General features: G+C 62.6%; 12 protein-coding genes. 9 read left to right on the forward strand and 3 right to left on the reverse strand.

Annotation, left to right across the window (positions count from 1 at the left end; all coding sequences use genetic code 11):
- Positions 1-64: 64 nt before the first annotated feature.
- Positions 65-1,576 carry an MFS transporter gene (locus QFZ69_RS01700; RefSeq protein WP_373461770.1) on the reverse strand — a complete coding sequence of 504 codons (1,512 nt, stop codon included), beginning with the start codon at positions 1,574-1,576 and terminating at the stop codon, positions 65-67.
- A gap of 312 nt (positions 1,577-1,888) precedes the next feature.
- On the opposite strand from QFZ69_RS01700, the gene QFZ69_RS01705 reads away from it, so the two are divergent.
- Both QFZ69_RS01705 and QFZ69_RS01710 read left to right on the forward strand, forming a co-directional pair.
- The gene (locus QFZ69_RS01705; RefSeq protein WP_306915171.1) at positions 1,889-2,521 is read left to right on the forward strand and encodes a dihydrofolate reductase family protein; all 633 of its coding nucleotides are present in this window, start codon (positions 1,889-1,891) and stop codon (positions 2,519-2,521) included.
- 146 nt (positions 2,522-2,667) lie between these two features.
- Positions 2,668-3,474 (forward strand): GPP34 family phosphoprotein, encoded by an 807-nt coding sequence (locus QFZ69_RS01710; protein ID WP_306915173.1) that lies wholly within the window; start codon positions 2,668-2,670, stop codon positions 3,472-3,474.
- Between the two features lie 236 nt (positions 3,475-3,710).
- Here QFZ69_RS01710 and QFZ69_RS01715 read toward each other — a convergent pair whose 3' ends face one another.
- The gene (locus QFZ69_RS01715) at positions 3,711-4,967 is read right to left on the reverse strand and encodes a D-arabinono-1,4-lactone oxidase (protein WP_306915175.1); all 1,257 of its coding nucleotides are present in this window, start codon (positions 4,965-4,967) and stop codon (positions 3,711-3,713) included.
- A 174-nt stretch (positions 4,968-5,141) separates the two neighbouring features.
- On the opposite strand from QFZ69_RS01715, the gene QFZ69_RS01720 reads away from it, so the two are divergent.
- The 6 genes from QFZ69_RS01720 to QFZ69_RS01745 all read left to right on the forward strand — a co-directional run bounded on the left by QFZ69_RS01720 (position 5,142) and on the right by QFZ69_RS01745 (position 11,765).
- On the forward strand, positions 5,142-6,143 hold the full coding sequence (locus QFZ69_RS01720; protein ID WP_306915177.1) for a LacI family DNA-binding transcriptional regulator: 1,002 nt from the start codon (positions 5,142-5,144) through the stop codon (positions 6,141-6,143).
- A 195-nt stretch (positions 6,144-6,338) separates the two neighbouring features.
- Positions 6,339-7,673 carry an extracellular solute-binding protein gene (locus tag QFZ69_RS01725; RefSeq protein WP_306915180.1) on the forward strand — a complete coding sequence of 445 codons (1,335 nt, stop codon included), beginning with the start codon at positions 6,339-6,341 and terminating at the stop codon, positions 7,671-7,673.
- A 27-nt stretch (positions 7,674-7,700) separates the two neighbouring features.
- Positions 7,701-8,645 carry a carbohydrate ABC transporter permease gene (locus tag QFZ69_RS01730; RefSeq protein ID WP_306915181.1) on the forward strand — a complete coding sequence of 315 codons (945 nt, stop codon included), beginning with the start codon at positions 7,701-7,703 and terminating at the stop codon, positions 8,643-8,645.
- Between the two features lie 2 nt (positions 8,646-8,647).
- Positions 8,648-9,544 (forward strand): carbohydrate ABC transporter permease, encoded by an 897-nt coding sequence (locus QFZ69_RS01735; RefSeq protein ID WP_306915183.1) that lies wholly within the window; start codon positions 8,648-8,650, stop codon positions 9,542-9,544.
- A 55-nt stretch (positions 9,545-9,599) separates the two neighbouring features.
- On the forward strand, positions 9,600-11,138 hold the full coding sequence (locus tag QFZ69_RS01740) for an alpha-N-arabinofuranosidase (protein ID WP_306915185.1): 1,539 nt from the start codon (positions 9,600-9,602) through the stop codon (positions 11,136-11,138).
- A gap of 129 nt (positions 11,139-11,267) precedes the next feature.
- Complete coding sequence (locus tag QFZ69_RS01745) at positions 11,268-11,765, forward strand: carbohydrate ABC transporter permease (RefSeq protein ID WP_306915187.1); 498 nt, start codon at positions 11,268-11,270, stop codon at positions 11,763-11,765.
- A gap of 158 nt (positions 11,766-11,923) precedes the next feature.
- Here the strand turns inward: QFZ69_RS01745 and QFZ69_RS01750 are convergent, their stop codons facing one another.
- Positions 11,924-12,397, reverse strand: coding sequence for an FAD-dependent oxidoreductase (locus tag QFZ69_RS01750; protein WP_306915190.1), 474 nt, complete (start codon positions 12,395-12,397; stop codon positions 11,924-11,926).
- An 812-nt stretch (positions 12,398-13,209) separates the two neighbouring features.
- On the opposite strand from QFZ69_RS01750, the gene QFZ69_RS01755 reads away from it, so the two are divergent.
- On the forward strand, positions 13,210-14,757 hold the full coding sequence (locus QFZ69_RS01755) for an ABC transporter substrate-binding protein (RefSeq protein WP_306915192.1): 1,548 nt from the start codon (positions 13,210-13,212) through the stop codon (positions 14,755-14,757).
- Positions 14,758-14,763: the final 6 nt, after the last annotated feature.

Genomic DNA, 14,763 nt, shown 5'->3' on the forward strand with positions numbered 1-14,763 from the left:
AGGAGGCATCGGCAGGACAGTTTGCCGCCGATCCGGAGGCGTGTAAGAAGATCGCCGTCGTTTCTTAATCATCCTGAGGACGAGGATGGGGTGCGGCCGTCTCCGGCGCTTCCACAGCCGCCCGCGCATACGACGCCGAGACCCGGCGGTAGACCGGGGTCAGGAAGGCCAGCAGGGCGGCCGCGATCATGATGATCCCGGCCACCAGGAACACCAGGGCGATGCCGCGGGAGGTGCCCTCGCCCAGCAGCGGGGCGAGCTGGGCGGCACCCTCAGCGGACCGCGCGTACGGGATGATCCAGACCTGGGCGATCGGCGCAATGAGGAATGCTGTGACCGGCGCGGCCGCGGACTCGAACGCCATGGCAAATCCGAACACCCGGCCCTGCCGGGGCAGGGGCACGACCTGCTGGATGACCGTCTGCTCGGCGGCCTCCACGAAAGGCACCAGGACCAGGTACAGCCAGATGCCGGCGATGTACAGCCACGCCCATTCCCGCAGCGTGAACACCGCACCGAGGCCCCCCATCAGGATCACCGCGATGAGCATGGTGCGCAACGGGTTGGACCCGAGCCCGAACTTGCCGATCAGCGCGCCTCCGACGAGGAAACCCGTGGCGCCCAGCGCGAAGAAGGTCCCCCAGAGTTCCACGGGGAACATCTCCAGGCCGTAGGGATCCATCAACGCCATGTAGACGCCACCGATGAAGTTGTTGAACGTGGAGAACAGGATCAGCGCGAACAGTCCGGCAATCGCCAACACGGCGGCTAGGGAGCCGCGCAGGTCGAATCCGCCGTGCGCGTCCGTGGCGGCCACGCGCACCTCCTCGGGCATCCGCAGTGTAAGCAGGTGCGCGAAGGCCAGCGCCGTGAGCACCAGGGCGACGACGATCGTCCAGCCCATGCCCAGCAGTCCGACCGACAGCCCGGAGAGCACCGAGGTGACGATGAACATCAGCCCCTGCACCATGCCCACCAGCCCGTTGGCGTTGGCCCGCCGATCCGGGTCGATCAGGATGGTGACCGTGGTGGAGAGGGCGATGTTGCGCATGTTCTCCACCACCGCACCCACCAGGATGATCAGGGTGAAGACCCAGAACCACGGCCGTGTCAGGTCCAGCAGACTGGCGGCGGGTGTCATCAGGAACATGATCCCGGACAGCACGAACATCACCAGGGTGAAGCCGGCGGCGAAGCGCATCACGGCCAGCTTGCGGTAGCGGTCCACGAATGTGCCGAAGCTGATGCTGGAAAGGGCGATCAGCAGCATGTACGCGCCGCCGACTACGCCGGTGGCGATCACGTTGCGCGTCTCCAGGTACACCCAGAACGTCAGTGCAAACCACAGATAACTGGTCGTGATGTTGGCGAGGCCGGTGTTCACCAGGATCCCGGTGAAGGTGCGGGACCGCTGTGCCGGACTCCGTAAGGACGTGTCGATGCCGTCGGGATCGGCCGGGCGCGGGGCCTCGCCGTCCTCGACCGGCATGGAGGTGACGGCCGGGTCCTCGGGGAGGCCCGCGCTGCCATGGGGAGCCGCAGCGGCCCTGTACGGAGCCGGTTCCTGCTCGGTCATGCGTCCCAGTGTACTGACAACCAGGAGGCGCGGACACGGGTCGCCGCTCGTCGTGAAGTATTCGCAAAAGAGGCGTACAACCTCCCGACTACCGGCAGAGCTGCGTAAGGTGGCTCGAGACAGCGCTCCGACGGCGGCGTGGTCGGACGTAGCCGGGACGCGTCACCCGGCCGACGGATGTTCAGGGCGCGACGCCGACAAGGCGTCGGTGACGATCTGGCCCTCGTGTGGCTCCCGCGAGTGTGCTTCTCTGGAGCAAGTAGCGCGGATCCAGAAGGGGTCCGCGGCCGTTGTTCGACGAGGTGACACGACATGAAGTTGACGACCACGACCAACGTCTCGGTGGACGGCGTGATGCAGGGGTTGGGCGGACCCGACGAGGATCGCAGCGGCGGCTTCGACCGCGGCGGATGGGCCATACCACTTCTCGACACCGAAGCCGGGGACTATCTCAACCAGGTCTACGGCGGCGCGGCCGCATTCCTCTTTGGACGGCGGACGTACGAGATCTTCGCCGGCTACTGGGGAGCGATGCCCGATCCGAGCACGAACCCGATTGCCGCCGCGCTGAACAGCCGGCCCAAATACGTGGCGTCGACCAGCCTCGCCGACCCACAGTGGGCGGGCACGACTATCCTGCGCGGCGACGTCCTCACGGCCGTCGGTGATCTGAAGGCGCATCACGATGGTGAACTGCTGGTGCCGGGCAGTGGTGCCCTCGTCCGATGGCTGCTCGCCAACGACCTGGTCGACCAGCTCGACCTGGTCACCTATCCCGTCGTCGTCGGCCAGGGCACAAGGCTGTTCCCCGATTCCGGTCCGGACATCGCACTCGATCTGGTCAACTCGCGGACCACGTCCCGGGGCATCACCATCCAGACTTATCGGCCTCTCGGGCGTCCAGAGTACGCAACGTCCACCGTCGACCCCGACCAAGTGTTCTAGTTGCGCCGCCCGACGGGCCACGGCGCGTCCAATTCTCTGTTGATCAACGCGCGCGAGGTTGCCCAGCGGCAGGGCAAGGTAAACGCCGACGTAGACGCTTGTAAATCCTCATTGTGGTGGCTGCCCAACTGCGCCACCATGTTCGTATGAACGCTGAAACACCGAAGACGGCGGAGCTGAACCTTCCCCAGGCCTTCCTACTTCTGGCAACGAACGACAAAGACGGCAAACCTGAAGTGCCGGTGTACGCCCTCAGGACCACCTTGGCAGGGGCAATATTGGCCGAGCTGGACCTGATCGGTGCAATCGAGCTGCAGGGGAAGCACGTCAGGGCTACCGGCGCCGCCCCGCAAACGGACTTCCAGCACGAGCTGGAGCTCATCCGTGGCAAATCGCGGCCGCACACTCCCAAGCGGTGGGTCTCCATGCTGGAGGGCCGCGCCGAAGTGCAGCGTGTTTACGAGGGCATGGCGTCCCTCGGCATCGTGGAACATGTCGGCGAAAAGCACCGGGGTCTGTTCCGGACCGTGCGGTATCCGGAGAAGGACCACGCTCCGGAGGCGGCGCTCCTGAAAAAGATCCAGGCCGCACTCAGCGGTGCGGCGCCCGATGCCGGGGCGCCCCAACTCACGGCGCCCGCTGCCGGGGTGTCTCAAGACACGGCGCCCGCTGCCGGGATGTCTCAAGACACGGCGCCTGATGCCGGGGCGCCTGGTTCCGGGGCGCCTGGTTCCGGGGCGCCCGGTCCCGCAAAGCCTGACGCCAAGGCACCCGATGCCAGGACCACGGCGCTGATGGCCCTGCTTCAAGCGGCCGGACTGCTCGGCAAGCTCTTCCCGGCAGCAGATAAAGGCCGGGCAAGTGAGCTGGCGAAGGACTATTGGCCGTCCCGCGCGGTGGAGGACGAACTTCGTATGATCAGAATCGCGGAGCAAGAAGCCCCAACCTTATGATGCTGCCTGAAATCGCCAGGCACGGGAGCCGTGGTCAGCATGGACACCAGCAGTCCGCCGCCGGCCCAGCGCTGCAGCGCGAGCTTCTCGGCGTCGTCGAATTCCATGAGGGCGAGCCCGCAGTGCTCTTCAACATTTCTCGTCTACGCGGCAGCGAGTCGGTGCGCCGGTACGGCGGGGGCATCCATTCCCGCCCTGCAAGCGGGCCGGCGGGGTTTCGTCGGTCCGCCAACCGCTTAGCGTGAGCTCACCGCCGGGACGCCGAGAATGCTGTCCAGCAGCCCGTTGCGGAATTTTCCCTCCGGATCGTGCGCCGATGTCAGCGAACGGAAGTCCGTAAGACGGGGGTAGAGGGACTCCCAGTCGTGACCGCCGGGCGTGAAAAGCTTGCCCCAGTGCGGTCTGGCCCCGAACGGCCGAAGCAGGTCTTCGAGCTGGAGAAGAACGGCTTCCACCTGCGGCTGCAGCGGCTTCCAGGTGAAGTGCAGGGCAACGCTCTGCTGCCGGTAGAAGGGGCTAAGCCAGAATTCGTCTGCGGCGCCGGTCCGGATTTCGGAGACAAATAGCAGGGGCGCAAGTTGGTCCGCCAGGCTCCGCACTGCCTGGAGTGCGGCAGGTGCCTGTTCCAGCGGCAGGATGAATTCGCTTTGCAGTTCTTCACCCTTGCTGGGCGTGAACTCGTGGCGGAAGTGCGGTAGCCGGTCCAGCCATTGCCCGGGCTCATCCATCTGGGCTGTGCAGTTCTCGGCCGACATCCCCGGCAGCGGGTGCCGCGGGCGGATGGCAGCCGTGGCGCCGAACAGTTCAGCGATGGGAGGCTCCGAGTCCAGCGCCTTGAGCCAGACCTGGCTGATGCAATCGCCTACGTAATCGGTGAAGAGACTCACGCTGTAGGCGCTGGACACAAGCTGTGTGAAGTCCGCCAGCGCCCGTTCCCACGGCAGGTTTTCCAAAACACGCTGGCGCATGCTGAAACTTGGCCGGACGGCAAGCCGGAGGCCGGTGACGATGCCAAGAGCGCCCAGGCCCACTACGCTGCCGAGGAACTCCTCTCCGTCCGCGCGGGACAGCGATACCTGCTCGCCGGAGGGTCGGACCAGATCAATGCCCTCCACCGCTCCGGCCAGGGAGGGGTTGTTCACACCAGAGCCATGGGTTCCCGTCTGGACTGCCCCTGCCACGGAAATGTGGGGCAGCGACGCCAGATTGTGGATGGCCACGCCGGACTGTTGCAACGTGCGGCACAAGACACCGTAGCTCACTCCGCCGCTGACGCGGACCGTCTGCCGTGCTGAATCCAGTTCGATTTGCTGCGGCAGGGCGTCCAGCGACACGTGCACGCCCTCCGTGTCCCCGATACGGTTGAAGGAGTGCCGCGATCCCAGGGCCTTGACCCGGCCGGCGCGGGCCACCAGCTGGGCGAGCTCAGCCACCGACGCTGGGCGCAAGACGTCCACTGATGAGTAATTGAGATTTCCTGCCCAGTTCTTCATTTACTCGGCTTTCCGGTGAAGTTACGTTTCGCTCAACTGTGAGCGCTAACAATTTTCCTGTCAAGACGCTTCCGTCGGCGCCTGCCCAGGCGGGAGGTAACATCGTCAGCAGGTCATCCGCAGCAGCAGCCATTGGCTGCTGGCTTTGGCCCAGAAGGCCTTGGGAGGGGAGCAGTGCGCGCAACGGTCAAGGACGTCGCCCGTCACGCCGGCGTTTCACCCAAGACTGTCTCGAACGTGATGAACGGAATCGTTCCGGTTAGTGGCTCCACCAGGTTCAAGGTGGAGCAGGCCATTCTCGAACTGGATTATGTGCCCAACCTCTCCGCCCGCGGACTGCGCAACGGCAGGACGGGCGTTATCGCCCTGGCGCTGCCGGACCTGGCGACTCCCTACTCGGCCGAGATTGCGCACAACGTGGTGGAAGTTGCCCACGAGCAGGGCTGGAGCGTTCAGATCGAGGAAACCGGGGCCGATCCCCGGCGCGAATACGAACTGATGTCCCGCGCGCGGTCCAACCTCATTGATGGCCTGATCCTCAACCCGGTGGTGCTGGACGAGAGTGCCGTGAAGGTGGGCGTCTCGCTGCCCCCGGTGGTTCTGCTGGGTGAGGTGTCCCAAAAACTGGCCGACCGTGTGTGGGTGGACAGCGTTGCTGCCGCCCGTGACATGACCCTGACCCTTGCCAGGACCGGCCGGCGTCGTATTGCCGTGCTCGGAACCGCCGAAGGCCGAGGCTCCGCCGCAGCTATCCTGCGGACGCGCGGCTACCACGCCGCGCTCGAAGAGCTCGGCATTGACCGGGACGACTCACTGCTCATCCCGTGCGAAAAGTGGACACCGCAGACGGCCGCCGGCGCGCTCGCCGCCTATCTGGACTCCCGCCCGCTCCCCGAGGCGCTGTTCTGCTTCACCGACTCCATGGCCATCGGCGCTATGAGCGTGTTGTGGAACAGGGGAATCAGCGTTCCCGGCGACGTCGCCGTGGCAGGGTTCGACGACATCGCCGACGGGCAATATGCCGTGCCATCCCTCACTACTGTCTCCTTCGACAAGCGCCGGGTGGCCAGCGAAGCCCTGCGCCTGCTCACCGAGCGGATGGCAGACCGTACCGGCGAGCAGAGGGTGGTCACCGTCGACTACAGAATCGTGGAGCGGGACAGCACCCGCGCCTAAACGGGACTGCACTTAAGCGAGACTGCTGCATCATCTTGTTCACGCTAACAATTTTCCCTTGCGACGACTTTTACATCGATGTAATGTGAGTCCCGCGTCACATCGCCCCTGCCACTCCCGGGACTCAGCGCTCAGGAACGGCAGTGTTTTGTGCCATCAGGATTTTTTCAGCGGACCCATCCAAAGGAGTGACGGGTGAAGCAGATTGACTTTTTTGCCGGGAAACAAGTGACCCGGCGGCAGTTACTGGCAGGTTCGGCGGCCCTTGGCAGCGTTTTCGCGGCGGCCGGCCTCACAGGCTGCGGCGGTAGCGCCTCGGCAGCGGCCGTGCAGGACATTGCGTTCTGGCATCTCCTGTCCGGCGGTGACGGCATCAAGATGCAGGCAATGATCAGGCAGGCGAACGAGGGAAATCCCGGTTTCACCGTTCATCCCACCGTCCTGGCGTGGGGGCCTCCGTACTACACAAAGCTGGCGATGGCGTCAGCCGGAGGACGCCCGCCGGAACTGGCCATCATGCACGCCAGCCGGGTTCCCGGTTACGCCCCCGGAGGACTCATCGACCCGTGGGACATGTCCCTGCTGGCAGAACACGGGGTGACGGCGGAGAGCTTCGCACCGAGGATCTGGGACAAGAGCCAGCACGACGGCCAGGTTTTTTCCATCGCCCTGGATTCCCACCCTTTCGTCATGTTCTACAACACCGAGGTTGCCGGCAAAGCTGGAGTGCTCACCCCCAACGGGCAGCTGCAGGACGTGGGCTCTCCACAGGAGTTCCTCTCGATGGCCCGCGAGATGCAGAAGGTGACGCAGGCGCACGGCCTTTCCTTCGGCTACCTTGGCAGCGGATCCCAGATGTGGCGTCTGTTTTACACCCTCTACAAGCAGCACGGTGTAGACATGGAGCTCACCCCGGGGCAGTCGATGAAGGCCGACAGGGATGCGGCGATCGAGTCCCTGGAATTCATGGCGTCACTGTTCGACGACACAATAGCCGCACAGAGCGGGGACATTAGTACGGGCATCGCCGAATTTGCCCGCGGCAGTTCAGGCATGCTCTTCAGCGGCGTCTGGGAACTTCCCACCCTCAAGAAGGCCGGTCTGCCGGTCGATGCGGCAACCATCCCCACGCTCTACGGGACGCCGGCAGCCTATGCCGACTCACATTCCTTTGTCCTGCCGCGGCAACTAAACGACGACGACGAGAAGCGGCGCAGCGTGTACAAGTTCGTGAGCGATGTCCTCAAGGGATCGCTGTCCTGGGCGGAAGCCGGACACATTCCGGCCTATCAGCCGATTGTGCAGTCACAGGCGTACCGGGAACTTACCCCTCAGATTCATTACGCCAACGCGGCGGACATTATCGCTTACGACCCGGAATCCTGGTTCAGCGGCTCCGGCTCGGACTGGCAAACCTACTTTGCGGAAAACGTGCAGAACGTACTCCTCGGCCGCGACAAGGCAGCCGACGGTTGGGACGCCTTCGTGCAACGCACCAACACACTTCTCTCCCGGCCCAACCCGGTCTGAGCCCCCCGAGTGACAAAGGAGTCCCTGATGAGTTCCTTAGCAACATCCCGCCGGACCGCTGAGCGTACGGCAACCTCCCCAAGCCAGTTCCGCCCCGCCCCGTCCCGTCGAAGCAGGGACAACCTGACCGGCTGGGGCTTCGCCGCCCCTTTCCTGGCGTTCTTCCTGATCTTCCTTGTCTGGCCCCTTCTTTACGGCTTCGTCATGAGCCTGACAGGCAAGTCTCTTACCGGCGCCAACGACAGCCTGATTGGCTTGGCCAACTACGCTGAAGCCTTGGCCGATACGGCCATGTGGCGGTCCCTGGGCAACACGCTCTACTTCACGGTGATAAGCACGGTTCCCTTGGTGATCGTTGCCTTGGTCATGGCCGCACTGCTTAACGTGGGGTTGCCTGCGCAATGGCTATGGCGGCTCTCCTACTTTGCTCCGTACCTGCTGGCCTCGACAGTCGTCTCACTCTTCTTTACCTGGATGTACAACCCGCAGCTGGGGCTGATCAACGACTCCCTGTCGAAAATCGGGCTTCCAAAGGTGGCCTGGCTGAACGACCCGAATGTGGCGATGTGGGCCATCGTCATCGCCACGCTGTGGTGGACGGTCGGATTCAACTTTCTGTTGTACCTGGCGGCTATGCAGAACATTCCCCACCAGCACTATGAGGCGGCATCGCTGGACGGGGCAGGAGCCTGGCGACAGTTCTTCTCCATAACCCTGCCGCAGCTGGCGCCGACCACCGTGATGATCGTCCTCCTCCAGATCCTGGCATCACTGAAAATCTTTGATCAGGTGTACCAGATGACGGCTGGCGGCCCCAGCGGTTCCACCAGGCCGGTAGTGCAGTACATCTTCGAAACCGGGTTCACCGGCTACCGGCTGGGCTACTCCGCAGCCGTCTCCTACATTTTCTTCGGGCTGATCGTGATCGTCTCGGTCATGCAGTTCGTCATCACGCGCCGCAGGAGTGCATAACCATGGCAACCCAGACACTCACCCGCCCCGCTCCGCACACCGCCAGCGCAGCAAAGATCCGCAAACCCCGCAGGAAAATCACGGCCGGCAAGGCCGCCGTGACAGCGGTCGCGGCGTTTCTAGCAGTCCTGTGGCTCGTTCCCTTCGCCTGGGCCACGGTTACGGCCTTCAAGAGCGAGGCCGACGCCGCAGCGCCGACGGTCAGCTGGATCCCGCCGTCGGGCTTTACGGCGGATGCTTTCGTCAAGGTGTTCCAAGACGGCAATATCCCGCTTTGGACGTGGAATTCCTTCTATACCTCGGCCGCCATCACAGCGATCACGCTGGTCATCTCCGCGCTGGTTGCCTACGCCTTGTCCCGGATAGATTTCCGGGGCAAAAAGGTCCTGATGACGGTGATCATCGCCTCCATCATCATCCCGCCGCCAGTGCTGATGATTCCGCTGTTCTATCAGATGGTGGCGCTCCACATGATCGACACGGCCTGGGCCGTCATCCTGCCGCAGGTCATCCACCCCGCCATGGTGTTTGTGCTCAAGAAGTTCTTTGATCAGATTCCGCGTGAACTTGAGGAAGCTGCGGTGATGGATGGTGCCAGCCGGATGCGAATCTTCCTCCAAATCATCCTGCCGCTCTCACGCCCCATCCTCGCCGCCGTCGCGATCTTCGTTTTTATCAGCGCGTGGAACAACTTCCTATGGCCCTTCATCTCCACGAACGATGGCTCCATCCTGACCCTTCCGGTGGGGTTGCAGACCATCAAGAGTGCCTACGGCATTCAGTACGCGCAAAACATGGCATCCGCACTGCTCGCGGCCTTGCCGCTCATCCTGGTCTTCCTGTTCTTCCAGCGCCAGATCATCAAGGGCGTTGCGACGACCGGACTCGCCGGCACCTGAACCTGAGCCTTGATTACTTCCTACGAACCTGTTCAACCAAAAGGAGATACCCCATATGTCCCGCGCACGAATCACCCTGGACCGAGACTTCACCATCGGGGAAGTGCCCCGCCGCCTTTTTGGCTCCTTCGTGGAGCACATGGGCCGCTGCGTCTACACCGGAGTCTACGAACCGGGCCACCCGGAGGCCGACGAAAACGGTTTCCGCCAGGACGTGCTCAAGCTCGTCAAGGAACTCGGAGCCACTGTGATCCGCTACCCCGGCGGCAACTTCGTGTCCGGTTATAACTGGGAAGACGGGGTAGGTCCCCGGGAAAACCGCCCACGGCGGCTCGACGGCGCCTGGCACACCCTGGAGACGAACGCCTTCGGACTGCACGAGTTCGTGGACTGGTCCCGCCAGGCGGGGACCGAAATCATGGAAGCCATCAACCTGGGCACCAGGGGAGTGGATGCGGCGCGCGAGATCGTGGAGTACGCCAACCATCCCGGAGGAACCTATCTTTCGGACCTGCGCGCCAAGAACGGGCACAAGGACCCGTTCGACATCAAGCTGTGGTGCCTCGGCAATGAAATGGACGGACCCTGGCAGATCGGCCACAAGACCGCGGAAGAGTACGGTCGGTTGGCCCAGGAAGCCGCCAAGGCGATGCGGTTCGTGGACCCGGACATCGAACTGGTGGCCTGCGGAAGCTCCAACTCCGGAATGCCTACGTTCGGAGCCTGGGAACAGACAGTGCTGACCCACGCCTACGAGGAAGTGGATTACGTCTCGCTGCACGCCTACTACCAGGAGCATGAGGGCGACGTCGGCAGCTTCCTCGCCAGCGCCGTGGACACTGACTATTTCATCGAATCAGTCATCGCAACTGCCGATGCCGTCCGGGCGAAGGGAAAGCACAAGAAGCACATCGACCTGTCCTTCGACGAGTGGAACGTCTGGTACCAGCGCGGCCTCGATACCGAGGACCAGCCGCACCAGGTGGCCAAGGCCGGCTGGCGTGAGCACCCCAGGGTCATTGAGGACAAGTACAACGTGACGGACGCCGTCGTCGTCGGTACCCTGCTCAACTCGCTGCTCCGCCACGGGGACCGGGTCAAGATCGCCAACCAGGCACAGCTGGTCAACGTCATCGCCCCGATCCTCAGCGAGGAAAACGGCCCGGCCTGGCGGCAGACCATCTTCCACCCCTTCGCGCGCATGGCCGAACTGGCGAAGGGCCAGATCCTGCGCCTGTCCGTTGACTCGGACAAGTACGAAAATGCCCGCTTCGGCGGCACCGACCTTGTGGATGTCAGTGCGACCTGGAACGAGGAAACGGGCCGCGTGGCGCTCTTCTTCGCAAACCGCGGCCTCGAGGAAGCGGCAGACATTGAAGTCGCACTTCGCGGGTTTGATGCCCGTCGGGTGCTCCGCGCCGAGGTCCTGGAAATCCCCGAAGGCGGGAACCGTTTCACGGTCAATACCCAAGGCAGTCCGGACCAGGTTGGGCTCAAGCCGCTGGAAGGGGCAAAGGCGAGCGGCTCCGAACTCCGGGCAACGCTGCCGGCGCTGTCCTGGGCTGTGATTGAGCTGGAGGTCGTCAAAAACTGACCACATGCCCGCAGCAGGTTAACATGCCCGCAGCGGGTTGAAGAGGACGACGGCGGGAGCCCAAGCTCCCGCCGTCGTCGGCTCGGTGTGAACTCAATGCTCAGGCGTCGAGCATCACCTTTAGCGCCTTTGTTTCGCAAACTGGCCGCCTACTGGATCGCCCGGATCCAATTTCCGGGCAGGAAAGTGGCTAGCCAGCTCATCCTGTTCAGTTACCTCACGCCGATGGTCCTGCTCGTTATCCCACTCAGCGTGGTCGTAGGCGGCCTTGGACTCGCGGACACTCTCATGGGTCTCGTGGTCGCCTATCTCACCTTCGCCGTACTGCTCTGCACCTCGCTGCTGCTGGGCCAATTCCGCGATTTCCCGCCGGATTTGGAGGAGGCGGCGTCACTTGATGGAGCGACGCCGATGCGGACCCTCCTTTGCATCCTGCTGCCGGTGTCAGCCCCCGGCCTGGCCACCGCCGCGTTGTTGGCATTCACCATGGCCTGGGGTGAACTGTTCTTGCACTCACCTTCCCGACGTCATGACAGCACCGGTCGCAGTCCAGCACCTCCAGTACCGGCGATGCGCAACAGTACGGCCCCATCATGGCCGCGGCGGTTATCTCCGCAATCCCGGTAATGGCGATCTATTACCTGTCGCAGCGCTGGGTTACCGAGGGTACTTCTGAAGGAGCCTTTAAGGGCTGACCGGTTCGCACCGAGGACGGCGTGGCGCGCCTGTGGCGGGGTTCCTGTCAGGGTTCGAGACAGTGCGGGATCGTCTTGGCCTGGAGATGTTCAAGCAACGGGGCGGCCGTCGCTGCGAGTAGCCGACGATCCGGGTGATCGCGACGGCCGCCCCCGCAGGTTCTCCGGAACGTCTGCGCCTATTTTGTGCGACACACCAGCGGTGCTCGCAAGGACGACTGTGCGGGCCTCCACTTCACGGTCAACACCGCTTTGGGTGTAACGGGCGACACCGGAGTTCTTACTGTGCACGACCTCTTGCACTGCGGCTCGGAGGTGGAGGCGGTCGTGCAGCGAGCCAGCGATCGATTCGGTCAGCTTGGAGGGCCCACCGACGATGCCCTGGCTGATACCGAGTACCAAGCTGAAGTGCCCGATTCCGGCACCGGCAGAGATCTCGTCACTTTCATCCGCGGAGCGTGTGACAGTGGTCTTGAACAGTGCGGCTGCGTCTTCTGACAGGATTCCTATCAAGTCAAGGTACGAGCTGTCATTCTCGAAGTCGTAGATGCGCTGCTGCCGCATGGCTCCGGATCCCCCGAACGCTTCCTTACGACGCCCGTGTACTTGGCGGCGCCGCTAACGACCTTAATGGCGGCCGACAGGTGTCGATGCGGACGAAAGGGACAACGGAATTCGGAACGGGCAGGTGGTGATGTGTCCCTCTCGCAGAATCGGACTGGGAAAACCTGGACATGAGCAGTTCGTTCTGTGTTCCGTCGACGATAAATTGCGAATCAATTTGCCGATAGGGGCAAGAGTGACATCGCTGTGGGTTATGGCTTGGAAATAGCCATCCATTCCTTCAACGGGGTCCGATGCACGAGTACGAGTCGGCTGGAATCGGCGGATTGGCCATCAAGACCGAAGCTATCGGAGCCGTTGCCGGAACCTGGAAAAGCCTGAGCACAAGATGCCTCATCCGATGACCGTTTCGCGCTGCTGGAGCAAGGGGCCTCCTCAGTTGCTGTGATCGCCCATATGGCGCCAGTCGCAGTCTGAGATGCACAATGCGGAATGTCAAGCGATTCTATAGATCGATAATCGTGCCTCCTTAAGTCCGGGGATCTTCCGTTCTCCCAAGGGGCTCCTACTCTCGTTGAGATAGGGCGCTGGTGGAGCATAGGGTCCAAGACCCCCCCGATCTCACTCTGCGGCTACGAACCAGCGCGCGGCCACGCGACAGCGAACTCGTTACACGCGTGAAACTCCGCAATCGTTCGAAGGAAACAACCTCTTCCTAATATCGGAAGTACGATATACGATTTCGCCTCAGGGAAGTCGCTTTCCCCGTAACGGCCTGAGAGTCCAAGCAAAACGGTCTAAGGAGCTTCACTGTGCGTAGAAAGCCACTTTTCCTTCTCATCCCAGCCCTGGCGAGTGCATTAGCTCTCTCTGGATGCGCAGGTCCTGCGCAAAGCACCTCGACCAAAGCCGGCATCCTGCGCATCGGCGCCGCCGCGGAAGTGCAAACCCTCGATCCGCATTTCACCCAGCTGCCTTCCGCCAACTCCATCACTCACCTTGTTTTTGAGGGCCTTTTCACCTTAAACGCAGAGAACAAAGTTGTGCCCGAGCTGGCCGACAGCCACGAGTACAGTCCCGATGGTTTGACGCTTACCGTGAAAATTAAGTCGGGACACAAATTCAGCAACGGCGATCCTGTCGACGCTGCCGCCGTAGCCGCTTCATTCAGCCGGCTCCTCGACCCCGCCACCAAGTCGCCGTATCTCGGGCTCTTCTCGACCATCAAAGAAGTAACGGCGGTCAACGAAAACACAGTTGCGATAAAGCTGGCCTCAGCCAACGGGCATATGCTCTCCCTACTGGCTAACAACAACGCATTGATCGTCAACGTCAAAGCCGCCAAGGAGCTGGGTGCAGAATTCGGCCGCAAGCCCGTAGGCAGCGGCCCCTACGTCGTGAGTGACTACGTCGGCGGCGAACGCTACAGCGTAAAACCAAGCCCCGTCTACGTGGGCGACCGTAAAGCATCACTGACGAGCATCGAATGGGTCGTTGCACCTGAGGACGCCTCTCGCATGGCTCTCCTAGAAACAGGCGATGTGGACATCGTTGAGAGAGTCCCACCAGAATCCGTATCGACGCTCAAGAGCCTCGCCGACACCACGGTAGAGCAGCTTCCGAGCATGTTCTCCATCAATATCGAACTAAACCTAGCCCAGCAGGGCATCGACAATCCCAAAGTCCGCCAGGCCCTAAACCTTGCTGTCGACCGCAACTCCATGATCAGCGGCATCCTCGGCGGACTCGCCGAGCCATCCATCACGATGCCTGGTCCCGGAACACAGGATGAGCTTCGCAAGACTTTCGAACCCATCGGCTACGATCCGGAACGGGCCAAAGAACTACTCAAAGAGGCCGGATACGGCGAAGGCGAGCTGACCGTGGACCTCCGCTGCCCCCGCGGCCGCTATATCAAGGACGAGCAGGTCTGCCAGGCGCTGAAGTCCTCGTTTGAAAAAGTCGGGGTAAAGGCAACGGCCCAGGTCATGGATCTCGGCGCGTTCCTTCAGCACATCGCCCTTCCCCTTGATCAGCGCAACGAAAGCGGTGCCATGGTCGGGCGCGCTACTCAAGGAATGGATTACACGCTTTACCGTCTGTTCCACTCAGGGATCTCAACTAACATCACCGGCTACAACAACCCTGAGGTCGACAAGCTCCTTGAGCAGGGACGCGCTACCTCTGATACCGCAAAGCAGAAGGAAATCTACGGCCAAGTCCAGGAAATGGTCTGGAACGATCAACCGGACATCTTCCTCTGGTACCAAAAGCAGACTGTGGCCCGGTCCAATGCAGTTGGCGGCTTTCAAATCCGCGGCGACGAGACCATGCTGCTTGACGTGGCCAGTGTGAAATAACCCTCG

Origin of the sequence: Arthrobacter sp. V1I7 (genome assembly GCF_030817015.1) — a bacterium.
In the GTDB taxonomy this organism is placed as follows: Bacteria; Actinomycetota; Actinomycetes; order Actinomycetales; family Micrococcaceae; genus Arthrobacter.

Coding starts and splice junctions, on each gene's coding strand:
- QFZ69_RS01715 (WP_306915175.1), bottom strand. CDS start 4,967: ATGAAGAACTGGGCAGGAAATCTCAATTACTCATCAGTGGACGTCTTG.
- QFZ69_RS01730 (WP_306915181.1), top strand. CDS start 7,701: ATGAGTTCCTTAGCAACATCCCGCCGGACCGCTGAGCGTACGGCAACC.
- QFZ69_RS01710 (WP_306915173.1), top strand. CDS start 2,668: ATGAACGCTGAAACACCGAAGACGGCGGAGCTGAACCTTCCCCAGGCC.
- QFZ69_RS01705 (WP_306915171.1), top strand. CDS start 1,889: ATGAAGTTGACGACCACGACCAACGTCTCGGTGGACGGCGTGATGCAG.
- QFZ69_RS01750 (WP_306915190.1), bottom strand. CDS start 12,397: ATGCGGCAGCAGCGCATCTACGACTTCGAGAATGACAGCTCGTACCTT.
- QFZ69_RS01740 (WP_306915185.1), top strand. CDS start 9,600: ATGTCCCGCGCACGAATCACCCTGGACCGAGACTTCACCATCGGGGAA.
- QFZ69_RS01735 (WP_306915183.1), top strand. CDS start 8,648: ATGGCAACCCAGACACTCACCCGCCCCGCTCCGCACACCGCCAGCGCA.
- QFZ69_RS01700 (WP_373461770.1), bottom strand. CDS start 1,576: ATGACCGAGCAGGAACCGGCTCCGTACAGGGCCGCTGCGGCTCCCCAT.